This is a genomic window from Cohaesibacter haloalkalitolerans, from assembly GCF_003574655.1.
Classification (GTDB): domain Bacteria; phylum Pseudomonadota; class Alphaproteobacteria; order Rhizobiales; family Cohaesibacteraceae; genus Cohaesibacter; species Cohaesibacter haloalkalitolerans.
Window position 1 is genome coordinate 155,773 of record NZ_QNUM01000005.1, and the last position, 24,226, is coordinate 179,998.

At 57.1% G+C, this 24,226-nt stretch carries 30 protein-coding genes; 27 read left to right on the top strand and 3 right to left on the bottom strand.

Going from position 1 to position 24,226, the window contains the following annotated elements:
* Positions 1-8: 8 nt before the first annotated feature.
* From DSL70_RS13795 to DSL70_RS13805, 3 genes are all read left to right on the top strand, one after another.
* Positions 9-299: a 2Fe-2S iron-sulfur cluster-binding protein gene (locus DSL70_RS13795; protein ID WP_119308527.1), complete on the top strand. Its 291-nt coding sequence runs from the start codon at positions 9-11 to the stop codon at positions 297-299.
* 91 nt (positions 300-390) lie between these two features.
* Complete coding sequence (locus tag DSL70_RS13800) at positions 391-750, top strand: 2Fe-2S iron-sulfur cluster-binding protein (RefSeq protein WP_119308528.1); 360 nt, start codon at positions 391-393, stop codon at positions 748-750.
* Positions 747-1,343 carry a nitrogen fixation protein NifQ gene (locus tag DSL70_RS13805; RefSeq protein ID WP_119308529.1) on the top strand — a complete coding sequence of 199 codons (597 nt, stop codon included), beginning with the start codon at positions 747-749 and terminating at the stop codon, positions 1,341-1,343. The genes DSL70_RS13800 and DSL70_RS13805 overlap by 4 nt, the downstream gene beginning before the upstream one ends.
* A gap of 15 nt (positions 1,344-1,358) precedes the next feature.
* Here the strand turns inward: DSL70_RS13805 and DSL70_RS13810 are convergent, their stop codons facing one another.
* The gene (locus DSL70_RS13810; RefSeq protein ID WP_119308530.1) at positions 1,359-1,820 is read right to left on the bottom strand and encodes a bacteriohemerythrin; all 462 of its coding nucleotides are present in this window, start codon (positions 1,818-1,820) and stop codon (positions 1,359-1,361) included.
* A gap of 33 nt (positions 1,821-1,853) precedes the next feature.
* Complete coding sequence (locus DSL70_RS13815; protein WP_119308531.1) at positions 1,854-2,717, bottom strand: SIR2 family protein; 864 nt, start codon at positions 2,715-2,717, stop codon at positions 1,854-1,856.
* 447 nt (positions 2,718-3,164) lie between these two features.
* On the opposite strand from DSL70_RS13815, the gene nifH reads away from it, so the two are divergent.
* From nifH to DSL70_RS13935, 24 genes are all read left to right on the top strand, one after another.
* Positions 3,165-4,043, top strand: a complete 879-nt coding sequence (nifH, locus tag DSL70_RS13820; RefSeq protein ID WP_119308532.1) for a nitrogenase iron protein — start codon at positions 3,165-3,167, stop codon at positions 4,041-4,043.
* 77 nt (positions 4,044-4,120) lie between these two features.
* A complete protein-coding gene (gene nifD / locus DSL70_RS13825; protein WP_119308533.1) occupies positions 4,121-5,593 on the top strand; it encodes a nitrogenase molybdenum-iron protein alpha chain in 1,473 nt (490 codons plus the stop codon).
* A 72-nt stretch (positions 5,594-5,665) separates the two neighbouring features.
* Entirely contained in the window at positions 5,666-7,237 is a 1,572-nt protein-coding gene (gene nifK / locus DSL70_RS13830) for a nitrogenase molybdenum-iron protein subunit beta (protein ID WP_119308534.1), read from the top strand.
* 81 nt (positions 7,238-7,318) lie between these two features.
* Positions 7,319-7,531 carry a putative nitrogen fixation protein NifT gene (nifT, locus tag DSL70_RS13835; protein ID WP_119308535.1) on the top strand — a complete coding sequence of 71 codons (213 nt, stop codon included), beginning with the start codon at positions 7,319-7,321 and terminating at the stop codon, positions 7,529-7,531.
* 165 nt (positions 7,532-7,696) lie between these two features.
* Positions 7,697-7,891 (top strand): ferredoxin family protein, encoded by a 195-nt coding sequence (locus tag DSL70_RS13840; protein WP_119308536.1) that lies wholly within the window; start codon positions 7,697-7,699, stop codon positions 7,889-7,891.
* Between the two features lie 120 nt (positions 7,892-8,011).
* Positions 8,012-8,719: a dinitrogenase iron-molybdenum cofactor biosynthesis protein gene (locus DSL70_RS13845; RefSeq protein WP_119308537.1), complete on the top strand. Its 708-nt coding sequence runs from the start codon at positions 8,012-8,014 to the stop codon at positions 8,717-8,719.
* Complete coding sequence (locus tag DSL70_RS13850) at positions 8,716-8,988, top strand: DUF6129 family protein (RefSeq protein ID WP_119308538.1); 273 nt, start codon at positions 8,716-8,718, stop codon at positions 8,986-8,988. Before DSL70_RS13845 ends, DSL70_RS13850 begins: the two co-directional genes overlap by 4 nt.
* Positions 8,989-9,013: 25 nt before the next feature.
* On the top strand, positions 9,014-9,991 hold the full coding sequence (locus tag DSL70_RS13855) for a hypothetical protein (RefSeq protein ID WP_119308539.1): 978 nt from the start codon (positions 9,014-9,016) through the stop codon (positions 9,989-9,991).
* A 130-nt stretch (positions 9,992-10,121) separates the two neighbouring features.
* On the top strand, positions 10,122-11,525 hold the full coding sequence (nifE, locus tag DSL70_RS13860; RefSeq protein ID WP_119308540.1) for a nitrogenase iron-molybdenum cofactor biosynthesis protein NifE: 1,404 nt from the start codon (positions 10,122-10,124) through the stop codon (positions 11,523-11,525).
* Between the two features lie 5 nt (positions 11,526-11,530).
* Positions 11,531-12,949 (top strand): nitrogenase iron-molybdenum cofactor biosynthesis protein NifN, encoded by a 1,419-nt coding sequence (gene nifN, locus DSL70_RS13865; RefSeq protein ID WP_119308541.1) that lies wholly within the window; start codon positions 11,531-11,533, stop codon positions 12,947-12,949.
* A complete protein-coding gene (locus DSL70_RS13870; protein ID WP_205563265.1) occupies positions 12,903-13,397 on the top strand; it encodes a NifB/NifX family molybdenum-iron cluster-binding protein in 495 nt (164 codons plus the stop codon). The genes nifN and DSL70_RS13870 overlap by 47 nt, the downstream gene beginning before the upstream one ends.
* A 7-nt stretch (positions 13,398-13,404) precedes the next feature.
* Positions 13,405-13,881 (top strand): NifX-associated nitrogen fixation protein, encoded by a 477-nt coding sequence (locus tag DSL70_RS13875; RefSeq protein ID WP_119308542.1) that lies wholly within the window; start codon positions 13,405-13,407, stop codon positions 13,879-13,881.
* Positions 13,882-13,939: 58 nt separating this feature from the next.
* Positions 13,940-14,152 carry a CCE_0567 family metalloprotein gene (locus DSL70_RS13880; RefSeq protein ID WP_119308543.1) on the top strand — a complete coding sequence of 71 codons (213 nt, stop codon included), beginning with the start codon at positions 13,940-13,942 and terminating at the stop codon, positions 14,150-14,152.
* A 12-nt stretch (positions 14,153-14,164) separates the two neighbouring features.
* Positions 14,165-14,506 carry a ferredoxin III, nif-specific gene (fdxB, locus tag DSL70_RS13885; RefSeq protein WP_119308544.1) on the top strand — a complete coding sequence of 114 codons (342 nt, stop codon included), beginning with the start codon at positions 14,165-14,167 and terminating at the stop codon, positions 14,504-14,506.
* 224 nt (positions 14,507-14,730) lie between these two features.
* The gene (locus DSL70_RS13890) at positions 14,731-15,054 is read left to right on the top strand and encodes a HesB/IscA family protein (protein ID WP_119308545.1); all 324 of its coding nucleotides are present in this window, start codon (positions 14,731-14,733) and stop codon (positions 15,052-15,054) included.
* Between the two features lie 41 nt (positions 15,055-15,095).
* Entirely contained in the window at positions 15,096-16,238 is a 1,143-nt protein-coding gene (gene nifV, locus DSL70_RS13895) for a homocitrate synthase (protein ID WP_119308546.1), read from the top strand.
* A 54-nt stretch (positions 16,239-16,292) separates the two neighbouring features.
* Positions 16,293-16,607: a nitrogenase-stabilizing/protective protein NifW gene (gene nifW, locus DSL70_RS13900; protein ID WP_119308547.1), complete on the top strand. Its 315-nt coding sequence runs from the start codon at positions 16,293-16,295 to the stop codon at positions 16,605-16,607.
* Complete coding sequence (locus tag DSL70_RS13905; protein WP_119308548.1) at positions 16,608-17,114, top strand: nitrogen fixation protein NifZ; 507 nt, start codon at positions 16,608-16,610, stop codon at positions 17,112-17,114.
* A complete protein-coding gene (gene nifM, locus DSL70_RS13910; protein ID WP_119308549.1) occupies positions 17,111-17,974 on the top strand; it encodes a nitrogen fixation protein NifM in 864 nt (287 codons plus the stop codon). The genes DSL70_RS13905 and nifM overlap by 4 nt, the downstream gene beginning before the upstream one ends.
* 114 nt (positions 17,975-18,088) lie before the next feature.
* Positions 18,089-18,985: a LysR family transcriptional regulator gene (locus tag DSL70_RS13915; protein ID WP_119308550.1), complete on the top strand. Its 897-nt coding sequence runs from the start codon at positions 18,089-18,091 to the stop codon at positions 18,983-18,985.
* Positions 18,986-19,028: 43 nt separating this feature from the next.
* On the top strand, positions 19,029-19,763 hold the full coding sequence (locus tag DSL70_RS13920) for an NADPH-dependent F420 reductase (protein ID WP_119308551.1): 735 nt from the start codon (positions 19,029-19,031) through the stop codon (positions 19,761-19,763).
* Between the two features lie 168 nt (positions 19,764-19,931).
* Positions 19,932-20,756, top strand: a complete 825-nt coding sequence (gene ygiD, locus DSL70_RS13925; protein ID WP_119308552.1) for a 4,5-DOPA-extradiol-dioxygenase — start codon at positions 19,932-19,934, stop codon at positions 20,754-20,756.
* A 62-nt stretch (positions 20,757-20,818) separates the two neighbouring features.
* Complete coding sequence (locus tag DSL70_RS13930) at positions 20,819-21,787, top strand: glutathione S-transferase family protein (RefSeq protein WP_119308553.1); 969 nt, start codon at positions 20,819-20,821, stop codon at positions 21,785-21,787.
* Positions 21,788-21,929: 142 nt separating this feature from the next.
* A complete protein-coding gene (locus DSL70_RS13935) occupies positions 21,930-23,606 on the top strand; it encodes an alpha-keto acid decarboxylase family protein (protein WP_119308554.1) in 1,677 nt (558 codons plus the stop codon).
* Positions 23,607-23,639: 33 nt separating this feature from the next.
* Here DSL70_RS13935 and DSL70_RS13940 read toward each other — a convergent pair whose 3' ends face one another.
* Entirely contained in the window at positions 23,640-24,206 is a 567-nt protein-coding gene (locus DSL70_RS13940) for a TetR family transcriptional regulator C-terminal domain-containing protein (RefSeq protein WP_245418213.1), read from the bottom strand.
* Positions 24,207-24,226 lie beyond the last annotated feature (20 nt).

Here is a 24,226-nt window from a genome sequence, read left to right on the forward strand (position 1 = left end):
AGACAGAAATGGCAAAAGGAAAACTGACATTTGCTGATATCGACGTGACAGTCACCGTTCCCGCAGGAACGCGGGTAATCGAAGTGTCGGAAAAAGTCGGCGCCGGGATCATCTATGGCTGCCGTGAAGGCGATTGCGGCACCTGCCTGATGAAGGTGGAAGAGGGTATGGAAAACCTCTCCGAGCCGACCGTTCTTGAAGACAAGGTTCTGAAGGAGAACATGGCTGGCAAGGACATGCGCTGTGCCTGCCAGGCTCAGGTGATTGGCGAAGGCGAAGTCAAGGTCAAACCGGCCTGACAAACCCGATGGGGCAGGGCAGAGCCGCCCAGTCTCGAAAATCCGCAAAGGACCTTTCTGCATATCCTCTTGACCCGAAGGACCAGGTAGAATGCCAAAGATCATTTTTCAGCATCCCGAATTCGAAGAAATGGAAATCTATGCCCCGGCCGGTAGCCACAGGAAAACCGTGTTGGAGCTTGCAAGAGAATACAAGGTGCCGATTCATTTCGACTGTGGCGACGGGGAGTGTGGCTCCTGCGTCATCCATGTGACCGATGCCGACGGCGGGCCGACCCACATGGGCGTGCACATGACCGACAAGGAAAAGACCGTTCTGCAGGAGCTTGGCAAATTGACCAGAGCTGAACTGGAGAAGGTCATCGTCAATGACATGCCCAGCGAATGGCGGCTCGCCTGCCAGATGATCGTGCGCGATGAAGATATCCGCATCACCTACGAGAGCGCATGATGTTCATTGCACGGGAAGACAAGGAGGACGGCCTCGTCCTCCCCAATCATCAGGTGCTCTATCAGCGCCTGATAACCTATGCCACCGGGGCGGAGAACGGCCCGTTTGTGGCGCAGATGCTGTCGAGCTGGATGGCCGGGCGGGGCAGTCTGCCCCGCTGCATGGGGCTTGGTGAAGACCGGTTCAAGGCGATGGTGGTCGGTCTTTTCCCCGGATATCACGCCGTCGATCTTCAATCCTGCCCGGATGTCGAGCCAGAGCGGGCGAGCGAACTCGAAGATGTCCGCTCACTCTTGCTCGCCCATCGCAGCAATCGCTCCGACGAGGAACTCTGGATTGCCGATATCGTGGCGACAGGATGCATGGGGGATGATCATCTCTGGTCGGATCTGGGGCTGTTCGAGCGCAAATACCTGAGCGAGATGCTTCTCTACAATTTCAGACCTCTGGCAGAGCAGAACACCAACAACATGCGCTGGAAGAAATTCTTCTATCGCCAGCTTTGCGCCCGGGAGGGGTTCATCCTGTGCCGCTCGCCCAGTTGCGAAAGTTGTTCGGAATTTTCCGAATGCTTCGCCCCTGAGGAGAAGTGACCCGCGTTGCTCTCTTCAGAGAGCGGTGGGAGCTGGAGGCGAGTCGGCTATGATATCCGTTGCCGTATCACCAAGCGCAATCTCGAAGCCGGTCTCCTTCAGATAGGTCGCCAGCGCATTGTCCATCATCACCGCGTGGACGTCAAACCATCGTGGCAGATCCTCGACAAAGGCCCGGCCAAAGGCGATCTTGCCAGTCTGGACCTTTTCGTTGATGTAGCTCATCTGTTTGAGAACCCGCGCGTGCTCGTGCCGGTGCTCCTCGCATCCGTGAAAGCCGCTCTCTTCCATGAGCTTCTCTTCAGTTGAGAAATGCTCTTGGGTATGTTCCAGCAACTGGATGAAAAGCGACTTGAAAATGGATGGGTCGAGAGTTTCTCCCAACCGGTTTACAATGAGCGTAAAGCCCTGATGGATGTGATCCATCTCTTCGACGCCCACAAGGTGCTTGCCTTCGTCCCACTCGATTAATGCCATATTGTGTCCCCACACACTTTGGAATTGCTATATCTATACCACAGAGTGAACAGATACGGGAATACCCGCTGCTTCAAGAAAGTCGGCCACACCCAATTCCATGATTTCAATGGCCTTTTTCTTGCAATAGCGGCGTTCTTTGTCCGTTGGTTCCTTGATCAGCGCCCAGCCAGTGGACTCATTTGCACCAAAGGTGATGTCCGACATCACCATCCGTTCCGTATCGCGTGTGAAGCGCATTCCCAGAAACAGATATTGCTTTCCCCTTCGGTAGCTCTTGAGGAACGGCGGTACACCGAACCCGCCCATCAGTTCGGTGAGATAGTCGACAAAGTCGGCATCCGAGGCGATGTAGGTCGGTTGCGGCTCTGGCGACCCAAGCGGCTTGAACAGGATCGGCAGATCTGATGTGAGTGCCTCTGGATCGATCGGCTGATAGCCCGTGCCGTCATGGTGGTGAATGATGAAGCGATTGTTCGTCCCGCCGATCCGGGCGATGCCGCGCACCAGATAGTGGGGCTTGTCGGCAAAGCCCTGTTGCAGCTGCAGGTCCCGGTTGATGTCGATGACATAGGGCGGCGCGCAATCTCTGATCCAGTCATGCAGGGCGGCCCGCGACCATTGTTGCTGCTGGTAGAGCTGGGTGAGGAATTGTTCGATGAAACGGCGACCCCGCTTGAGTTCCAGATTCATTGCTGCGCGGGAGAATTCATACATCAGCTTTGGTGCCATGGGGCGGCCCTTGTTCATGGCAAGGATCAGGCTGTCGCTGCCCGCCGGTATCGGTTCGCCCGTTGTGTCGTTGGTCACGTCAAACAGCGCGCCGGGGCCAAGGTAGGGGATGACGTCGCCGCTGCCGACTTTTTTCACGATCTCATCTAGGAGTGCCTTGGTCATGACTGTGCCTGCCGTTCTGTTATTGGTGCAATGTCTGGTTCCTTGAGACAAGCAAGAAGCAAACCAAGTCATGAAATTCATTCAAGGCGCTGAAATAATTCAGATAATTGAAGTTTTGAGGCGTGTCGGGTTTGCGACAATGGCTGCCTTTGACAAGGCGAACTAAGCACAATGTCCGTCGTTTGTCGCTTTTCTGAAGGAGGTGAGAAAATACGACAATATCGGCCAACACTCTGTCGCCTATACGACAAAGAGCCTTTTGTCATGTCGGTGTTCTGACGCAATGAAAAGATGCACCGAAAAAATTTTTATCACATTAAATCAATCGGTTAATGGTGAATTCCAAAACTGGCACACCCTTTGCAAATCCCTTTGGCAGACACCGTTCTGCGAACCCCTTTTGTTTGTGGGACATTCAGAACTCAACAAGCCTTAAGGAGAAGACCTATGGCACTTCGTCAATGCGCAATTTACGGCAAGGGGGGCATCGGTAAGTCCACCACCACGCAGAACCTCGTTGCTGGCCTCGCAGAGCTTGGCAAAAAAGTCATGATCGTTGGCTGTGACCCCAAAGCAGACTCCACGCGCCTCATTCTGCACGCCAAGGCGCAAACCACCATTATGCATCTTGCTGCGGAAGCAGGGTCTGTTGAAGATCTGGAACTGGAAGACGTCCTGAAAGTCGGGTTCGGCGACATCAAATGTGTTGAGTCCGGTGGTCCGGAGCCAGGGGTTGGCTGTGCAGGGCGCGGTGTTATCACGGCCATCAACTTCCTTGAGGAAGAGGGCGCCTATGAAGACGATCTCGACTTCGTTTTCTATGACGTGCTCGGCGACGTTGTCTGTGGCGGCTTCGCCATGCCAATTCGTGAAAACAAGGCACAGGAAATCTATATCGTCTGCTCCGGTGAGATGATGGCCATGTATGCCGCTAACAACATCTCCAAAGGCATCGTGAAATACGCCAACTCCGGCAGCGTGCGCCTGGCAGGCCTTATCTGCAACTCCCGTAACACCGACCGTGAAGACGAACTGATCGAAGCGCTGGCTGCCAAACTGGGCACCCGGATGATCCACTTCGTCCCACGCGACAACGTCGTGCAGCACGCAGAAATCCGCCGCATGACCGTGATCGAATATGACCCGAAAGCCAAGCAGGCACAGGAATATCGCGATCTGGCCCAGAAAATCATCGACAACGACCGCTTTGTCATTCCCGAACCGATCTCCATGGACGATCTGGAAGATCTGCTGATGGAATTCGGCATCATGGAAGTCGAAGACGAGAGCATCGTCGGGAAAGCTGCCGACAGCGCTGTGGCCTGAGACCCAAAGCATTCACTTTGAACTGTTGATCAAGGTGTGGGGCGGATTGGCTCCCACCTTAGAACGGGAAAATGAATATGTCTGAAATGACAAAAGAACAGACCGAAGCGCTCATTCAGGAAGTGCTCGAGGTCTATCCGGAAAAAGCGCAAAAAGAGCGCGCCAAGCATTTGACGGTCAATGATCAGAGCGTCGAGAAGTCAAGCAAATGCATCACCTCCAACCGCAAGTCCCTTCCCGGTGTGATGACCATCCGCGGCTGCGCCTACGCCGGCTCGAAGGGTGTGGTTTGGGGACCGGTCAAGGATATGGTCCATGTTTCCCATGGTCCGGTGGGCTGTGGTCAATATTCCCGCGCTGGTCGCCGCAACTATTATGTCGGCAACACCGGGGTTGATACCTTTGGCACGATGAATTTCACCTCTGATTTCCAGGAAAAGGACATTGTCTTCGGCGGCGATAAGAAGCTCGCCAAGATTGTCGATGAAATCGACATGCTGTTCCCGCTGGCAAAGGGCATTTCCATTCAGTCCGAATGTCCGATCGGGCTCATCGGTGACGACATTGAAGCGGTCGCCAAGACCAAGAGCAAGGAAACAGGCAAGACCATTGTTCCGGTCCGTTGCGAAGGCTTCCGCGGCGTTTCCCAGTCGCTGGGCCACCACATCGCCAACGACGCCATCCGTGACTGGGTGATCGATCCGGCCACCGGCAAGGAATTCGCCTCGACCGAGTATGACGTCACCATCATCGGCGACTACAATATCGGCGGCGATGCCTGGGCGTCCCGCATTCTGCTTGAGGAAATGGGGCTGCGCGTCATTGCCCAGTGGTCCGGTGACGGCACGCTGGCGGAAATGGAAAACACGCCAAAGGCCAAGTTGAACCTGCTGCACTGCTATCGCTCCATGAACTATATCTCCCGCTATATGGAAGAGAAGTTCGGTGTGCCCTGGATGGAGTACAACTTCTTTGGCCCGACCAAGATCGAGGAATCCCTGCGCGCCATCGCGGCCCAGTTCGACGACAAGATCAAGGAAGGCGCAGAGCGCGTCATCGAGAAATACAAGCCCCAGTGGCAGGCCGTGGTCGACAAATATCGCCCGCGTCTGGAGGGCAAGCGCGTCATGCTCTACGTCGGCGGTTTGCGTCCCCGCCATATCATCGGTGCCTATGAAGACCTTGGCATGGAAGTGGTCGGCACGGGCTACGAATTCGCCCACAACGACGACTATGACCGCACCATCAACGAGATGGGCAACGCGACCCTGATCTATGACGACGTGACCGGCTACGAGTTCGAGGAATTCGTCAAGCGCGTCAAACCGGATCTCATCGGCTCGGGCATCAAGGAAAAATACATCTTCCAGAAGATGGGCATTCCGTTCCGCCAGATGCACTCCTGGGATTATTCCGGCCCATACCATGGCTATGACGGTTTCGCGATTTTTGCGCGCGACATGGACATGACCCTCAACAATCCGTGCTGGGACAGCATGACCCCGCCCTGGAAGAAACTGGGTGAAGAAACGGCCATTGCAGCGGAATGATCCGGCATCAGAGACATCAATTCTCTCCAACACTTCGTGAGTTCACAGATTGGTGGCGCGAAGGAGGACCAAATGAACCAAGTCGTTGACAATATCAAACCCAGCTTCCCCCTGTTCAAGGAAGAGGACTACACCACGTCGCTGGGCAACAAGCGGGCTCTGTTCGAAGAAAAGCACGATCCGTCCAGGATTGACGAGATTTTCGAATGGACCACCTCCGAGGAATACAAGGAGCTGAACTTCTCCCGCGAGGCTCTCACCATCAACCCGGCCAAGGCCTGCCAGCCGCTCGGCGCCGTTCTCTGCTCGCTCGGGTTCGAGAATACCTTGCCCTATGTGCATGGCTCGCAAGGCTGCGTGGCCTACTTCCGCACCTATTTCAACCGCCATTTCAAGGAGCCGGTCGCCTGCGTATCCGACTCCATGATCGAGGACGCTGCCGTGTTTGGCGGCCAGAAGAACATGTTCGACGGTCTGGAAAACGCCCGTGCGCTTTACAAGCCGGACATGATCATGGTCTCCACGACCTGCATGGCCGAAGTCATTGGTGATGACCTCAACGCCTTCATCGGCAACTCCCGCAAGGAAGGTCATATTCCGGAAGACTTCCCGGTTCCGTTTGCCCATACGCCGAGCTTTGTCGGTTCCCACACCACCGGCTGGGACAACATGTTCGAGGGCACCATCCGCTATTTCACTGTCAATGACATGGAAGGCAAGGAAGTCGGCTCGAATGGCAAGATCAACATCGTGCCGGGCTTCGAGACCTATCTTGGCAACTACCGTGTCCTGCATCGCTACATGAAGGAAATGGGCGTCGACTATTCGCTGCTCTGCGATCCTTCCGAAGTGCTGGATACCCCCGCTGACGGCAAATACCGCATGTATTCCGGCGGTACCACCCAGGATGAAGTCAAGGACGCGCCTAACGCCAGGGACACCCTGCTGCTGCAGCCGTGGCAGTTGGTCAAGACCCGCAAATTCACCAAGGGCACTTGGAACCACGAGACGCCAGCCATCAACATCCCGATGGGCCTCAAATGGACCGACGAGTTCCTGATGAAGGTTTCCGAGATAAGCGGCAAGGAAATCCCGCTGTCGCTGGAGATCGAGCGTGGTCGCCTCGTCGACATGATGACCGACAGCCATGCCTGGCTGCATGGCAAGAAATTTGCCATCTGGGGTGATGCCGACTTTGTCATGGGGCTGGCCGGTTTCCTTCTGGAACTGGGCGCCGAGCCGACCCATATCATCTGCCACCACGCCAACAAACGCTGGAAGAAGGCCGTGGATCAGATGTTGGCCGGCAGTCCCTATGGCAAGGATTGCGAAGTGCATGTCGGTGCCGACCTCTGGCATCTGCGTTCCCTGATTTTTTCCAAGAAGCCGGACTTCATGATCGGCAACTCCTACGGCAAGTTCATTGAACGTGACACCCTCAAGAAGGGTGAAGACTTCCATGTGCCTCTGATCCGCATCGGCTTCCCGATCTTCGACCGTCATCACCTGCATCGCTCAACAACGCTGGGCTATGAAGGCGCCATGACCATCCTGACGACGTTGACCAACGCCGTTCTGGAGAAGATGGACAAGGACACCATGAAGATGGGTGTCGCCGACTATAACTACGATCTGGTGCGCTGAGCATTGGCCAAATACCGCTCCCTTCCGCCCTGCGTCACCCTTCTGGTAACGCAGGGCGCGAGAGGTGACAAGGAGACCGAAATGCCTAACGTGATGCTCAGATACAACGACAAGGGCGAGTTGCTGTTCTATGTGGCCAAGAAGGATCTGGAAGAGGTGATCACCTCGATCGAGACCGACGACGGAGCCTCCTGGGGCGGTACGGTGGAGCTTTCCAATGGAGACAGGTTCTTCATTGATCCGATTTCCCCACCACCCGAATTTCCGACGACCCTGCGTTTCAAACGCGGATAGCCATTCCCCGGCACGTCGCGCTCAGGCTTTGCCGTGATGCTCCCTGAAAGGGGCACGGGCGGGCAGGGTGAAGCGAGCCGGACACACGTGATGGGGCAAAGTGGCCTCCGGCATTGACCCGCCAGGCCTGAACCCGACTTTGCCTTGCCCAAAAGGAGATAGACCATGGCAATGATGATCAACGCTGATATCTGCACAGCCTGTGGCGACTGTGAAACCACATGCCCGACCAACGCAATTTCCCCCCGCAAGGGCGTCTATTACATCGATCCGTCGCTCTGCAATGAATGCGAAGGGGCCCATGACAGTCCCAAATGCATGGAAGGCTGCTTCGAGGAAGATTGCATCGTTCCTGCCTGATGGCCGGAAAGCTGAAACTCGAGGGGAGGGGCGCGAACTTCGCCTGCAGCCTGTTGTTCCTAACTGGGTTCGCGTCCCTTTTTCTTTCATTGACAACGACAAGATGATCGGAGGTCTGCCATGAATGCTCCTCTGTCGCGCGAGCTGGCCTTGCGCATTGGCCTTGCGGCAAACGACTTGCCCGGTATTGACGCCGGGGCACTGATTTCCATTCTCGGAGCTGCTGTCGGCTTGCCGATGAGCGAGGAGAAATTTGCCAATCTCGGCATGAAAGCCTTTCGGCAGGCTGGAGGGGAAGCTTTCATCAAACTGCCGGCCGAGCCGTTGAAGGCGGCATTGCGCATCCTCAAGGGCGATGGTGTCGTCGAAAGCGAGAGTGTTGAAGCGCTGCCGGTCGATGCCTATGCCGATGGTGACATGCCCGGTTCCATCCGCATCGCCTGTGCCTCCAATTCCGCCGAGGAGCTGGACGGACATTTCGGCTCCTGCCGTCGCTTTCTCGTCTATCAGGTGTCCGCAACCGATGCTCGGCTCATCGATGTCCGTTCGGCCAGTGAACCCGACGACGTGGAAGACAAGAACAAATGGCGCGCCGCATTGATCGCCGATTGTGATGTGTTGCACGTGATCTCCATCGGCGGACCTGCCGCCGCCAAGGTCGTGCGCGCCGGTATCCATCCCATCAAGCTGCCTGCCGGGCGACAGGCACGCGACATCGTTGCCGATCTGCAAAAAGTGTTGGCAGGCTCGCCGCCGCCATGGCTGGCGCGCGTGATGGGACAGGAAGCAAAAACATTGACGCCCTTTCTTGAGGAAATCGAAGAATGATCGATGCTGCGCTGCTGGATGATGTGAAGGAGGAAGTCATTGCGCATGGTCTTGACCAGTCGGTTGCGGCCTATTTGCGCAACAGATGGCCAGAGGTGCATTTCACCTTTTGTCAGGACGACGACATTGTTGCAGCGCAGCCGATCAGCACTTACGGAACATTCAACCTTTACCTCGTCGTTGGCGGAGAGGGCTGCATCAGCTTCACATCGGTTCCCGAACAGGCAACCGGTGTGGTCGTTGCCGAACTTTTTGACTGGGAGGGGTAATCGGGGGGAGGAATAGGAAAAGACCATGACCGACTATGAGCCACGCACCGCTCAACTCAAGGAAATCTGCCGTAAAGTCAAACCCGGCGTTCATCATGTCTCGCTGGTCGAAGCGGTTGGCACCGTGCTGCCCGATCTGAAATTCCGCTATCGCACGACGCTCAGCGGCTGGTATCGGCTGGGTGGGCTTGTCGACAGCGATGGCAACCGGATCGCCGCCAGTCTGAGGGAATGGGCAGAGGAAGAGTCCGATCATGACATGTTCGCACTCTATGAAAAATATGGTGCTGCCGACTACATGACCACCCGCTTTGACGGCAAATGCCACTATTTCGTTGCACCGATCGGACCGAATGCGGCTGACTTCGTTCAGCTCAAGGTGGAGGAGCTGACCGAGGTCATCGACCATCCGCTGTTCATCAATGATCAGGTGCCGGATGATCTTGAAGATCTGCTCGATCCGCATGGAGCCTTTGCGGCGCGGGTCGAGCCAGCGGAAATGACACCGCCCCGCTATCTGTTCCATTCGATTACCGATATCAGCGCGCTGGTGGGCAAGCAGCTCTCCTCCGAAGGGTCCGATCTGCGCTATATCCGCTTCCTGGAGGAATGGGGCAACACCACCGCTTCCAGCAAGGAGCGCTTCAGCGACCATTTTGTTCTCAAGCTGCTGCCGTTCCTCGATCGCTTCGGCGAACGCAAGACCGAGGCGACGCCGGTTCCCGTCAAGAAGCTGCCTTTGCCCAGCGACAATGTCGCCACCATGACCGGTACCAGCCTGTCGCATTTCCTCAAGGAATATGACAAGAACGCCGGTTTTCCCATGGCGTGGTATTTCAACATGCTGGTCGAACAGAAGATCTGGCCGCAAATCGCCATGGCGGTCTACACCGATCATCAGCGCAACTATCGCTATCTTGCCGAAAAGGATCTCGAAGTGCTCGAGAACTGGATCCGCTTTCCCTATGTCTTTGGCGCTGGAGCCTTGCCGACATTGTTGTAACGGCAAGGCGATTGTCGGTTTTGCGACATTGAGGAAATTTGATATTTCCCTTTAATTCAATGAATTACCCAGTGGCACAGACCTTGCAAAACAGAAACAGGACCATTTATTACAGCGAGGTTTGTGGCCAATGAAACAAAGTGATATCGCACAGCTGCTCGATGAACCTGCGTGTGAGCATAACCACAAATCCAAGTCCGGCTGTGCCCGACCAACCCCCGGAGCCGCGGCTGGTGGCTGCTGTTTCGATGGCGCCCAGATCGCCCTTCTGCCCATCGCCGACGTCGCTCACATCGTGCATGGCTCCATCGCTTGCGCCGGGAGCGCATGGGACAACCGCGGCAGCCGGTCTTCCGGCGCCAAGCTCTACAAGCTGGGCCTTACCACCGATCTCACCGAGCAGGATGTCATCATGGGGCGTGGCGAAAAGCGCCTGTTCCATTCGATCAAACAGGCGATCGATGAGCAGAATCCGGAAGCAGTCTTCGTCTACAATACCTGCGTCCCGGCCCTCATCGGCGACGACATCGGCGCCGTTTGCAAGGCGGCACAGAAGCGCTGGGGCGTACCCGTTGTTCCGGTCGATGCCGCCGGTTTCTATGGCACCAAGAACCTCGGCAACCGCATAGCCGGCGAGACCATGGTGCGTCATGTGATCGGCACGCGCGAGCCAGACCCTGTCCCGGCCCATCTGCATCGGGAAGGGGTCACCGTTCACGACATCGCCCTCATCGGCGAATACAATATCGCAGGAGAATTGTGGCATGTGCAGCCGCTGCTCGATGAGCTTGGGTTGCGTGTGCTGGGTTCCCTCTCGGGGGATGCCCGCTTCAGGGAAGTGCAGACCATGCACCGTTCCGAGGTCAACATGATGGTCTGTTCCAAGGCCATGATCAACGTTGCCCGCAAACTGAAAGAGGGCTTTGGCACACCGTGGTTTGAGGGCAGCTTCTACGGCATTCGCGACATGGGGCTGGCGCTGCGCGACTTTGCCCGTCTCATTGATGATCCATCGCTCGCCGGGCGCACCGAAGCAGTGATTGCCCGTGAGGAAGCGCGCCTTCATGCGGCCCTTGCGCCCTTCAAGGCCCGCCTTGCTGGCAAGCGGGTGTTGCTCTACACCGGCGGTGTCAAGGCGTGGTCGATCATTTCCGCGCTTCAGGATCTGGGCATGGAAGTGGTTGCCACATCGACCCGCAAGTCGACCGAACAGGACAAGGCCAAGATCCGCGAGCTGATGGGCGACAAGACCGTGATGCTCGATGAAAGTCAGGGCGCCCGCGCCCTGATCGACATGGTCAATGAGACCAAAACCGACATCCTCATCGCCGGTGGCCGCAACATGTATACCGCTCTGAAGGCCCGCATTCCGTTTCTGCACATCAATCAGGAACGGGAACTCGCCTACGCGGGCTATGAGGGCATGATCACCTTTGCCGAACAGATCCTGCAGGCGGTGGAAAGCCCGATCTGGAAGGCCGTGCGGGATCCCGCGCCTTGGCACAAATCCCTCAGTGTGGCCGCAGCGGAGTAGAGACCATGGCAGAGATCATCAAACGCAACAAGGCCCTGTCCGTCAGCCCGCTCAAGGCCAGCAGCTCGCTCGGAGCGTCCCTGGCATTCCTCGGCATCCGCGATGCCATCGCCATGCTGCATGGTGCCCAGGGCTGCACCGCCTATGGCAAGATCTATTTGATCGGTCATTTCCGCGAGCCAGTGGCGCTTCAGACCACCGCGATGGACCAGGTCAGCACCATCATGGGGGCAGATGAAAATGTGGTCGAAGGGCTGAAAACGATCTGCAGCAAGTTCAATCCGGCCCTCATTGGCATCCCGACTACGGGTCTGTCTGAAACCCAGGGGTCGGACGTCAATGGTGCGGTTGCCACCTTCCGCAAGAGCCATCCCGAATGCTTCAAGACAGCTGTTGTGCCTGTTGAGACGCCGGATTATGTCGGCTCTCTGGAAACCGGTTTTGCCAAGGCCGTCTACGAAATGATCAATCGTCTGGTGCCTGAGTCCGAAACGAAGGGCGGGATTGCTTCCAACCGGCAGGTCAACATTCTGGTCAATGCCTCGCTCACCCCGGCCGACATCGACGAGATCAAGGACATGGTGGAGGCCTTCGGCCTGCTGCCGATTGTCATTCCCGATCTCTCGACCAGCCTTGATGGCCATCTCAACGAGCTGGACTTTAATCCCCTGACCACAGGCGGGACCTGCATCGGCGACTTCGAAATCCTGCACAAGGCGCGGGCGACCATCGTTATCGGGTCGAGCATGAGCCCGGCCGCCGACCTGCTCAAGGAACGCACCGGCGTACCGGACTATCGGTTTGACCATCTGATGGGGCTCAACGCGGTCGATAGCTTTCTGTCGATGCTGCACGAGCTGACCGGTCAGCCGGTTTCGCGAAGGCTGGAGCGGCAGCGTCAGCAACTGCAGGACGCCATGCTGGACACCCACTTCAATCTGGGCATGGGGCGGGCAGCCATTGCTGCGGATCCTGACCTGCTCAAGGCACTTGGTGATCTGCTGGCCGGCATGGGCTGCGATCTGGTGGCCGCGATTTCGCCATCGAACACGGCGATCCTCAAGCATGTCGTGGCACGGGAAGTCAAGATTGGCGATCTGCAGGAGCTGGAGAAATATGCTCAGGCCGGGGAGGCGGACCTGATCATCGGCAATTCCCACTGTGCTGCGAGTGCAGAACGGCTTGGCTTGCCGCTGCTGCGCGCCGGTTTTCCGCAATATGACCGGATCGGTGCGCCAGCCCGCTGCTGGATCGGCTATCGCGGATCGCGACAGACCTTGTTCGATCTAGCCAATCTGCTCATCGCTTCGGAGCAGGGAGCGGTCGAACCCTATCGATCCATCTATGCTCAGGTACAGGATTTGGAGGAGGGGCACCATGGGCCAGATAAGCCGCACGCTCACGCTGGTGGATGGCAGCATTGAGGATGGTTTCATGGATTGTGCGCTGAAGATCGCATTCGCGACAAGTGACCTCATTCATGTGGACCAGCATTTCGGCACCAGCGAAAGTTTCGCGATTTTCATGGTGACGCGGGATGAAGTGCATTTTCATCAGACCATTGCCTTCGAGGAGGCCGCTCAGGACGGCAGCGAAGACAAGCTTCAGGCGCGGATTGGTGCCCTTTCGGGCGTTGCTGCCGTCTATTGCTGGGCCGTGGGGGCCTCGGCGATTGCCCAGCTCAAACAGGCCGGGGTGCAGCCGATCAAGGTGGCCGACGGCACCTTGATCAAGTTGCAGCTGGGTCTGCTGCAGGAAGAGCTTGCCGGAAGCCCGTCTTTCTGGGTTCTGCGGGCACTCGAGAGCGTAAGGGGGCTGCGCGATGATCCGCGCAGGTTTGATGACATGGAAACCGAAGGCTGGAACGAGTGAGGTGAAAATGAGTGATTGGCAAGAAATGGTGGTCGCCGAGGGGGATGCCGCGCTGGCCGCGCCCTTCGTCAAGGAAATGCTGCGTCAGATCAGGGCGGTCGATTCCTACGGCATCTGGGACAAGTCCGGTGAGCACGAAATCATCGATCCCTTCATCCTGACCAAGGAACGCAAGCGACAGGTGCCGGTCATTGGTGATCCCGACGAAGACATCATTGTCCGGATTAAGGCCTGGTACAACGCCCTTGCCACCAGCATCGAGGCGCGGACCGGTCTGATGGCCGTGCCGTTGATCCATCTCACTTATGAAGGCTTCGGGCGGGTGATCATTGCAGTCGGCAAGCTGATTGTCTTCGACAAGAACCTGCGCGACGTCCATCGCTTCGGCTTCAAGTCGCTCGATCACATGCAGGATGAAGCCGAAAAGATCATCTATAAAGCTGCCGCGCTCGTTGAGGCTCACCGGGACGTGGCAAAGCTTTAGACAAGGCCGGATGGCCGCATCGCAAGGGCCGACTTGCAAAGACAATCGGGGACTGACCATGGACGAGACCGAACTGAAACAACTGACCAAAGCCGCCAGAAAGGCAAAGCGGATCGCATCGGAGAAGGCGATGGAATTGCATGATCTCGTCGAGGATCGTCTGCCCGCCGCCTATGCCGAGTTGCCCGGACTGGCCGAGGAAACCTACGCCGCCTGCAAGGCCTGGGCCGCGGCGGAAGCAGCCTGCGCGGCTGCGCAAAACAATCTGTGAGAGGAACCAAAGATGACGGTAATTGTCGGACTGACCCTGGACGGCACGGAATGGACACCCCAGTTTGTCGAGGCACTGGATGCCAGAAAATGCATCGGCTGTGGCCGTTGCTTCCGGGTTTGCGCCAGAAATGTCTTTGAGCTGGTGGACCGAGAAAGCCTTGATCTTGATGACGAGGAAGAGGATCTCGATGATGATGATCCGTTCGGCGATGACGACGACGATGACGGCTTTTCCGATGACACCAGCATGGTCATGACCGTGAAGAACAACGGCGATTGTATCGGCTGTGAAGCCTGCTCGAAAATCTGCCCCAAGGGCTGCTTCACGCATATGACAAAGCAAGCCGCCTGAGCGGGACCGGCTTGTTGCAAAGCAAACAAGCAACAGGATGCCGCCTTCCGGGCGGCATTGCCATGATTGGATGAACCCGACATTGTCAGTTTTCCGACATTCGCTTTTGGGTGCTGATTTTTGAGAAACAATATTAAAATCAATAGTATACAGGTGAAAGATTCATTGGCACACCTCTTGCAAATCCAGATTGGACAGTTGGATTTAAGCCAGAGGGTAGAACAATGCTGACACTCACCGACAAAGCACAACAGGCGCTGCAAGGTCTGATCGAGAAGTCGTCGAAGCCGCTGACCGGTCTTCGGATCGCCGCCGACATGGCTGGCTGTGCCGGAGTCAAATATCGCATGGCGCTGGTCGCCGGGCCTGAGCCGGAAGACCATGTCGTTGAGTGTGGCCGGATCAGCCTCTATGTGGTGCCCAAGAATGCTGAAATCCTGATCGGCACGACCATCGATTTTGCCGAGACCGACAAGGGTGCCGGCTTTACTTTCGACAATCCCAACACCGCTGGCATGTGCGCCTGTGGCAAAAGCTTTGCCGCCTGATCCAATTGGCGTGAAGGCTTCTTTCTGGAAAGGGATGGGCGATGAATTTGGTAAGGCAAGTCACAATCAATGATACCACCCTGCGCGATGGTGAACAGAGCGCCGGAGTGGCCTTCACCCGCGACGAAAAATGTCAGATCGCGCGCGAACTGGTCGCCGCCGGTGTGCCGGAGCTGGAAATCGGTATTCCGGCGATGGGGGAAGCGGAGCAGGAGACCATCCGCTCGATTGCCAGCCTTGGGCTTGATGCCCGGCTGGTCGTCTGGTGCCGCATGTGCGATTTCGATCTTGACGCCTCAAGAGACCTTGGCGTTGACCTGATCGATTTGTCCATTCCGATGTCCGATGGGCAGATCCACTACAAGCTCGGGCAGACCAGAGACCATGTGCTCGACCAGATCGCCACCATGGTGCCCAAGGCGCTCGACGCCGGGTTCGATGTCATGGTCGGGGGCGAGGATTCCTCCCGCGCTGATCTGGACTTCGTGCTCAAGGCCATGGAAGTGGCCGGGAAGGCCGGTGCGCGACGGTTCCGCTTTGCCGATACCGTCGGCATCATGGAGCCATTCGGTACGGCGGAGATTTTCCGGCAGCTGCGGGCCAACTCCGATCTGGAGCTGGAGATGCACGCTCATGACGACTATGGCCTTGCAACGGCCAACTCGCTGGCCGCAGTGCTGGGTGGCGCGAGTCATGTCAACACCACCGTCAACGGCCTTGGCGAACGGGCGGGCAATGCGTCACTCGAGGAATTCGCCGTTGCTATCGACCGGCTCTATAATATCCGCACCGGTGTCGATCAGCGCCAGTTCAATGCGCTGTCGCAACTGGTTGCCAATGCGTCCGGCCGCCCGGTTCCCCACCAGAAGAGCCTTGTCGGCTCAAGCGTCTTCACGCATGAGAGTGGCATCCATGTCGACGGGCTGGTCAAGAACAAGGAGACCTATCAGGGGGTCGACCCCGAATGGCTGGGGCGGCAACACGAGTTGGTGCTGGGCAAGCATTCCGGCACAAAGGCCGTGCTCCATATCTACGGCACCATGGGCATCGCGCTTACGGCGCTTCAGGCCCGTGGCATCCTTGAAAAGGTCCGCGTCTTTGCCGAAACCTTCAAGCGCACCCCGGTACGCCACGACCTCATGGACTTCCACAGACAGGTCATGGCCGGTGAAATCGACCACTGATGCAATCAACGCTTCGGACAACACAAAGAGCCCAAGGCAGAAAGGGTAACGACGATGAGAAATGACGAATTGGACGCCGAATTGTCCGATCTGGGAAGCGCAGAAGAGTTTCTTGACTATTTCGAAATCGACTACGACCCCAAGGTGGTGATGGTCAATCGCCTCCATATCCTGCAACGCTTCCATGACTATCTGGAAGCCGGAACCCGCAAACCCGGAGCGGGGCAGTCCTGGTGGGATTTCTATACCGCCGAGCTGAAAGAGGCCTATCTGGATTTTGTGCGCTCCGACGCGCTGACCGAAAAGGTCTTCAAGGTTTTCAAGACCGGTCAGCCGACCTTTGTGCCGCTTGAAGAAGTGCTGAAATAGATGCTGGACAGTCTGCCACCACCAAGATTTGACTATGGCTCCGAGGTTCGGGTGATCCGCAATCTGCGCAATGATGGCACCTATCCCGGCGTCGATACCGGGGTGCTGCTGGTGCGGCGCGGGGCGATCGGCGTCATTCGCGATGTTGGAACCTTCCTGCAGGATCAGGTCATCTACACGGTGCATTTCACGAAGGAAGACATCATCGTCGGCTGTCGCGACCGGGAGCTGATTGCTGCTGAAGCGCCATGGATGCCCAATCGCTATGAATATGGCGACAAGGTCAAGGCCCACGTTTCGCTCGGTGTCGCCGGGCAAGTGGTGGCCGAGGTTGGCGATATCGGCGAGGTGATCAAGGTGGTACGCGACGAAGCGACGATGAAGGCCATTGGCTCCGTTGCCTACCATGTGCGCTTTCCCGGGCGGACCTTGCAGGTGCCTGAACAGGCGCTGGACCCGCTTTACGAGATGTCGGACAACATGGACCTGCCGGGGGCGGCGGAATGATTGGCGATCCGCTTCTGGCCTATCATCTGATGAGCGCATCGTTGGCGGCCCATGAGTGCCGTTATGATGAGCTGCCCGCAGGAGCGCAGGCGAGGATCGACGCTCAGGCAAGGCGCGCCCTGTTGCTCGAAGGGCTGGTTCTGGCGAGTGCTGTGGCACAAAATCTTGTTGTCCCGCAGGAAATGCTGGGCCAGTCGGTTGATAGCATCAGGGAGCGCTATGAGACAGCATCGGCTTTCGCTGATGATCTTGCTGCCAATGGCCTCACCGAGGCGGGGCTGGAACAGGCCATTGTGCGGGAGTTGACGGCGGATGCGGTGCTCGATCTGGTCGCCAAGGCAGAACCGGCCGCGACCGATGAGGAGGCTCGGGACTTTTACGAGGCCCATCCCGAACGCTTTTGCGTTGGCGAGACCCGCGATGCGCGCCACATTCTGATTACCATCAATGAGCAGATTGCCGAGAACCGGCGTGATGCCGCATGGCAGAGGATCTGCGATCTTCAGCAAGGCTTGACCGGCGATGTGGATCAGTTCGCGGATGCCGCCTTGCGCCATTCGGAATGCCCCAGTGCCCTCAATGGCGGCACGCTCGGACGCATCCCGCGCGGCAAGCTCTACGCAGGTCTCGACGCGGCTCTATTTGCCATGTCGGCCGGGGGCGTCAGCGAGGTTTTAGAGAGTGAGGCGGGCTTCCACATTCTTCTTTGTGAGGCGATCTACCCCGCCGAGATCGCCAGCTTTACAGACGCTGCCCCGAAGATAAGGGCCGCTATCGATGACAAGCGACAGGCCATGGCGCAAAAGCGCTTCATTGCAGACCTGTTGGCTCAACATCACCCGCAACACCGCAATAGTTGATCTGATCCGATCAGTATTTCCTTTATTGTAACGACTATCTGGGCTTATTATCCTTCAAACGTTCTTAAAGTTTGAGTGCTCCCCAGTACCAGCTGTTGCGAAAGGAAATTTGTCATGGATCTTGTTGATGGCTTGAAGGCCTTTGTTGCCACTGCGCAAACCGGCTCATTCACCGATGCGGCGGAACGCATGGGGATTTCCAACCGGCTGACGTCCAAATATGTCGCCGAGCTGGAAGCCAGGATCGGCGCTCGACTGTTGCAGAGAACCACGCGCAAGGTCGGGCTGACCCCGGTGGGGGAGGATCTCCTGTTGCGTGCTCCGGCCCTGCTTGACGAACTGGACGACCTGATCGGATCGGTGCGCGAAGAATCCCGCGGTCTTTCCGGCCTCGTGCGTATTTCCGCTCCAGTGTCTTTCGGTGAAATCTATGTTGGCGACATGATCCGCCGTTTCATTGGCAACCATCCGCAGATGAATGTCGACCTTCGCCTCAACGATGCCTATGTCGATCTGGCCAGAGATGGCATCGATCTCGCCTTCCGCATTGGCACCCCCAGCGTCTCGTCTCTGAAGATGCGAAAGCTGGGCGATATGGGATCGGCCATCGTCGCATCGCCAGACTATATCAGCAAGCATGGAGAGCCCAGTGAACCCAATGATCTACTGGATCATATCTGCATGGTCGATGCGAACCGGCGCGATCCCACCCGCTGGGGCTTTGTGCAGGGCGACAAGACCATTGATGTTGTGGTCAAGCGGCGCTTCGTGGTCAACAGCGCCAAGGTGGCCCGCGACTGGGCCGTGGCGGGCGATGCGATAGCCTATTGTCCGCGATTCATCGTGGCCGATGATCTGGCCGAGGGCAGGCTCGTGCAGCTGCTTGGCAATTATCAGGGCCTGTCAACGCCCCTCAGCGCTGTCTATCTCGATGGTACGGTGCTACCGCGCAAGGTGAGGGCCATCATCGATTTTGCCCTTGATGACATCAAGACAAACAGTCCCTTCTGAGGATATTCATTTGGGAATGAATTGGAGATAGTTATTCAATATAATGTCCATTTCATTCCTAGAGGGAAAAGTCCATATTCACTTCAGACGAAACAAGCCGCCTTCCAAACCAGAAAACAGACGGCAACAAAAACAAGGAGTGAATACAATGAACATTGCAATCGTAGGCGCAGGTAACATCGGATCCGGTCTGGCAAGCGTACTGGCAAAAACCAGCCACAGCATCTCCATCGTTGATGCTCAGAATGGCGCCGCCGCTGCCGCAAAACTCAAGGAACAGGGCTTGAATGTCGCCGTGAGCGAACTGAGCCCGGCCGTCGCAGCTGCTGATCTGGTCATCCTGGCCACCCCGTTCGCCGCCTCCAAGGCTGTTGTCGCCGAAGCTGATTTTGCTGGCAAGATCATTGTCGACGTGTCCAACCCGATCACCGACGACTTCTCCGGCCTGCAGGTTGGTTTCAACAGCTCTGCTGCCGAAGAACTGGCAAAGCTGGCTCCGGCCGCCAAGGTGGTCAAGGCGTTCAATACGGTGTTCGCCCAGCATTATGCATCCGGCCTGAAACTGAACGGCGAAGCCCTGCAGACGTTTGTTGCTTCCGACGATGAAGCCGCACGGGCTGCCGTCAAGGATCTGGCCGCAGAAATCGGCCTGGAACCAAAAGACGCAGGTCCGCTTTCCAACGCCCGCTACCTCGAGCCGCTCGGCTACCTGAACATCAACTTCGGTTATATCCTGGGCTACGGCACGCAGATCGCTCCGAAGTGGCTGTCTGAATAATCCGGCCCCCCGCACCGGAGTGGCCGATCAACCATCGGCCCAAGATTTGAAACAACAATAAGAACAATAACAATAATAAAAATCCAAACCAGCAGGCAGGGAGCCGGGCAATTGGCTCCCGCCAATCACAAGAAGCAGCATGGAAATTCGTATCAAAGGAGAAAGACGATGAGCGTGACCCATTCCCTTAATAGCCTTCGCGACAGTCTGAAGGCATCCGACCGCATGCCGTTGGTCTTTCTTGGCCATGGCAACCCGATGAACGCCATCGAGGACAATGTCTACAGCAAGAGCTGGAGCCAGCTTGGGAAGAGCCTGCCGCGCCCACAGGCCATTCTCGTGGTCTCCGCCCACTGGATGACGCAGGGCTCGACGCTGGTTGATGTCTCCAAGCTGCCAAAGACCATTCATGACTTCTACGGCTTCCCCGATGAGCTGTTCGCCCAGCAGTATCCGGCTCATGGCGATCCTGCCCTTGCACGCGATGTGGTGGCCATTCTGGCCAGCCATCACGCCGAGGAAGATGATCGCTGGGGCCTTGACCATGGCGCATGGTCGGTTCTGACGCATCTCTATCCCGAAGCCGACGTGCCGGTGTTCCAGCTGTCGATTGACATGACCAAGCCGCTCAAGTGGCATATGGAAATCGGCAAGACGCTTGCCCAGCTGCGTGAGCGGGGCGTGCTGATCCTCGGGTCCGGCAATGTGGTGCACAACCTGCGCGCCATGCGCTGGGGCGGCAAGGCACAGGACTTTGCGCTGGAATTCGACAAGCTGTTCACCGACAAGCTGTCCGAACGTGACTACGGCGCGCTGGCTGATACGCAACAGCTCGGGTCCCTGCTGCGCATGGCCCATCCAACGGTAGACCACTATCTGCCGGCCCTGACCATCGCCGGGGCTTCCGACGAACGGGACGATCTGACCTTCATGACCGAGTCGATCGATCTTGGTTCGGTCTCGATGCGCTCGTTCATCTTCCACAGCGCCTGAAGGCCGTAACACGACACAACCATAACAAAAACAGAGAGAACAAAGAAAGACAGGAGACGACCATGCTGATCGATGGAAAATGGACAAAGGACTGGGAGCCCGTACAGAAATCCGACAAGGACGGACGCTTCGTGCGCCAGACCTCAAGTTTCCGCAACTGGATCACGCCGGACGGTGCTCCTGGTCCAACCGGGGAAGGGGGCTTTGAAGCAGAGGCCGGACGCTATCGCCTCTATGTGGCGCTCATCTGCCCATGGGCATCCCGCACCCTGATTGCCCGCAAGCTCAAAGGCCTTGAGGAGATCATCCCGGTTACCGTCGTCAACCCGACCATGACCGATCAGGGCTGGGCCTTCGGTGGCTACGCCGGTGCGGATGAAGATCCATTGTTTGTCGCCACCTATATCCACGAGCTTTACACCCGCGCCGACCCGCATTTTTCCGGCAGGGCCACGGTGCCCGTGTTGTGGGACATGAAGCGCAATGTCATGGTCAACAACGAGAGCGCCGATATCGTCCGGATGTTCGACACTGCTTTCGAGCACATGATACCGTCTGATGTGCGTCTTTATCCCGAAGACCTTCACGAGGAAATCGACGCACTCAATCCGGTCATCTACGACAAGCTCAACAACGGGGTCTACAAGGCCGGGTTCGCGACAACCCAGGCCGCTTATGACGAGGCCGTTGACGGGGTGTTCGAAACGCTCGACATGCTGGAAGCCCGTCTCGATGGCGGCTTCATCTTCGGGGATCGCTTCACCGAGACGGATATCCGCACTTTCGTGACCCTGATCCGCTTTGATGCAGCCTACCATGGCCTGTTCAAGACCAACCGCAAGCAGATCAAGGACTATCCGCAGCTGTCAGCCTACATGGAGCGCATCCTGCGTCTCCCGGGTGTTGTCGAAACCGTCAACATGGATCACATCACCCGAGGCTACTACTCCATCAAGGCGCTCAACCCGAACGGTATTCGCCCGACCGGACCCGCTCATGTGGAGGCTCTTCTGCAGTCCGTTGCCTCTTAGAACAGGCTCGTTGATCAAGGCGTTGAAGCGATCGAATGGTTCTGGACAAATCAGCCTCCAGTGGCCATGATCGCTTCAGCCGTTCTGGCTAGATAATCACTAAGCATTTGTAACAGAACCAGCTTTGAGGCCGAGAGCAACCATGAAGACGAGCATTGGCAACTATCTTTTCACGCGTTTGAAGGAAATGGGAATCGGGCATGTGTTCGGCGTACCCGGCGATTTCACCCTGCAAATGCTCGATCAGATCGAGGATGTCGAAGGCCTCACCTTCGTGGGCAACTGCAACGAACTGAACTCGGCCTATGCCGCCGATGGCTATGCCCGGCTCAACCGGATTGCGGCGATGATCACCACCTACGGCGTGGGCGACCTGTCTGCCCTGTGCGGCGTCGCCGGTGCCTGCGCGGAGAATGTGCCCATTGTGTTCATCTCCGGTGCGCCGCCGCTCTACGCCATGGAAGGCCATCTCAGGATTCATCATTCGCTGGCTGAGGGTAACTTTGACAATGTCATGAACAGCGTGCGCGAATTCACTGTCGCGCAGACCCGTCTGACCCCGGCCAATGCAGCCTTCGAGATCGACCGGATCCTGAGCATCTGCTGGATTGAACGGCAGCCGGTGTTCATCCAGATCCCGTCCAATATTTCTTATCTCATGATCGACGCGCCAACCCAGCCGCTGAATCTGGCGATGCCGGAAAGTGACAGCGAACGTATCGAGAGCGCCATCGCTCTGGTCAGGCAGTATCTGGAAAACGCCAGGCGTCCTGCGGTGCTGATCGACATGGATGTTGACCGCACCGGCTACGCCGACGCCCTTGTGCGACTGGTTGAAAAATACCGGATTCCCTACGCTTCCTTTCGCTCCGGCAAGGCGATTCTCAGCGAAGCGTCTTCCTTGTTTGCAGGCATCTACAACGGTGCCGCCTCCGCCCCGCATGTGCGTGATATCATCGAAAAATCAGATTGCCTGTTCGTGACGGCTCCGAGCTTCGTTGAAGCCAGTACCCTGCAGTTCATCGACCAGATGCCAGCAGAAAGGATCGTTTCAATCCGCGGTCACAGCGTCACCGTCGGTGGCGAGGTGTTTGAAGGAGTGATGGCCGAGGAGTTGATCAACGGGCTGGTCGACAGCATTGATGCGCGCCCTGAGTCGGTCGTGAGACTTGAGGCTCATGGTGGCGAACCGGTGACCATCGAGCCAGATCTCGCCCTGACACAAAAGCGCTTCTGGCCCATCATGGAAGGCTTTTTTGAAGAAGGCGACGTGATTCTGGCGGAAAACGGAACGTCCAATATCGCGATGACCAGCGTCCGGCTGCCCGCTGGGGTCAGCTATCTCTCCCAGATGGTCTGGGGGGCCATTGGCTACACGCTGCCCGCGCTGCTCGGCTCGATGATGGCTGCGCCTGACCGGCGGCAGATCCTGTTCATCGGTGATGGCTCGTTCCAGCTCACCGTGCAGGAGCTTTCTACCGTCTTGCGGGAAGGGTTGAAGCCGATCATCTTCCTGATCAACAACCGCGGCTATACCATCGAGCGCTATATTCAGGGCATGAAAGCCAGCTACAATGACGTCGCCAACTGGGACTATACGGCCCTCATGAAGGTGTTCGCACCCGGCGTTGAGTCATTCACCGCATCGGTTTCGACCGAAGGGGAACTGGTTGCCGCTCTTGCGGCATGCGGGAAGGCGGATTGTGCCTCCTTCATCGAGATCCATCTCGACCCGTTTGATGCTCCCGAGCCTCTGAAGATCTTCGGACCCAAGACTGCCGAACTTGATTATGGCACCCGCAGGGGGCCCCGGTCCTGAAAGATCCAGCCCTGAGAAACCCGGCTGCTAAAGCTAGTGACAGATGCCAAACAGCAACAGTTCCTTGACTGCCTGTTTGGTTTCTTCCCACTGCTCGTCATTGAGATCGCTGCCCTCGTTGAGCGTCGAGATCTGATGCTTGAAATCGGCGTAATGCTGCGTGGTTGCCCAGATGGTGAAGAGCAGGTGTTTGGGGCTGATCGGGCGAATCTTGCCGGCAGCAATCCATTTGTGAATCACATTGACCCGCTCTTCGGTCCATGACCGCAGTTCGGTTTCCAGATAGTCCTGCACGATAGGGGCGCCCTGAATGATTTCGTTGGCCCAGACCATCGAGCCATAGGGACGCGTTCTGGCCAGTTCCATCTTGGTGTCGATGTAGCTGCCAAGCGCCTCTCTCGGGTCGGCTTCCTCGACGATTTCATCGGCCGCCGCACGCCAGACATTGAAGATGTCTTCCACGACCGTGCGGTATAGTAACTCTTTGGTCGAAAAGTAATAAACCACGTTGGACTTGGGTAGACCGGCTTCTTCTGCAATACGACTGATTGAGGCGCCATTATAACCAAACTGAGCGAAAACTATTTCCGCAGCAGACAATATTTTCTCGGTATTCTGTG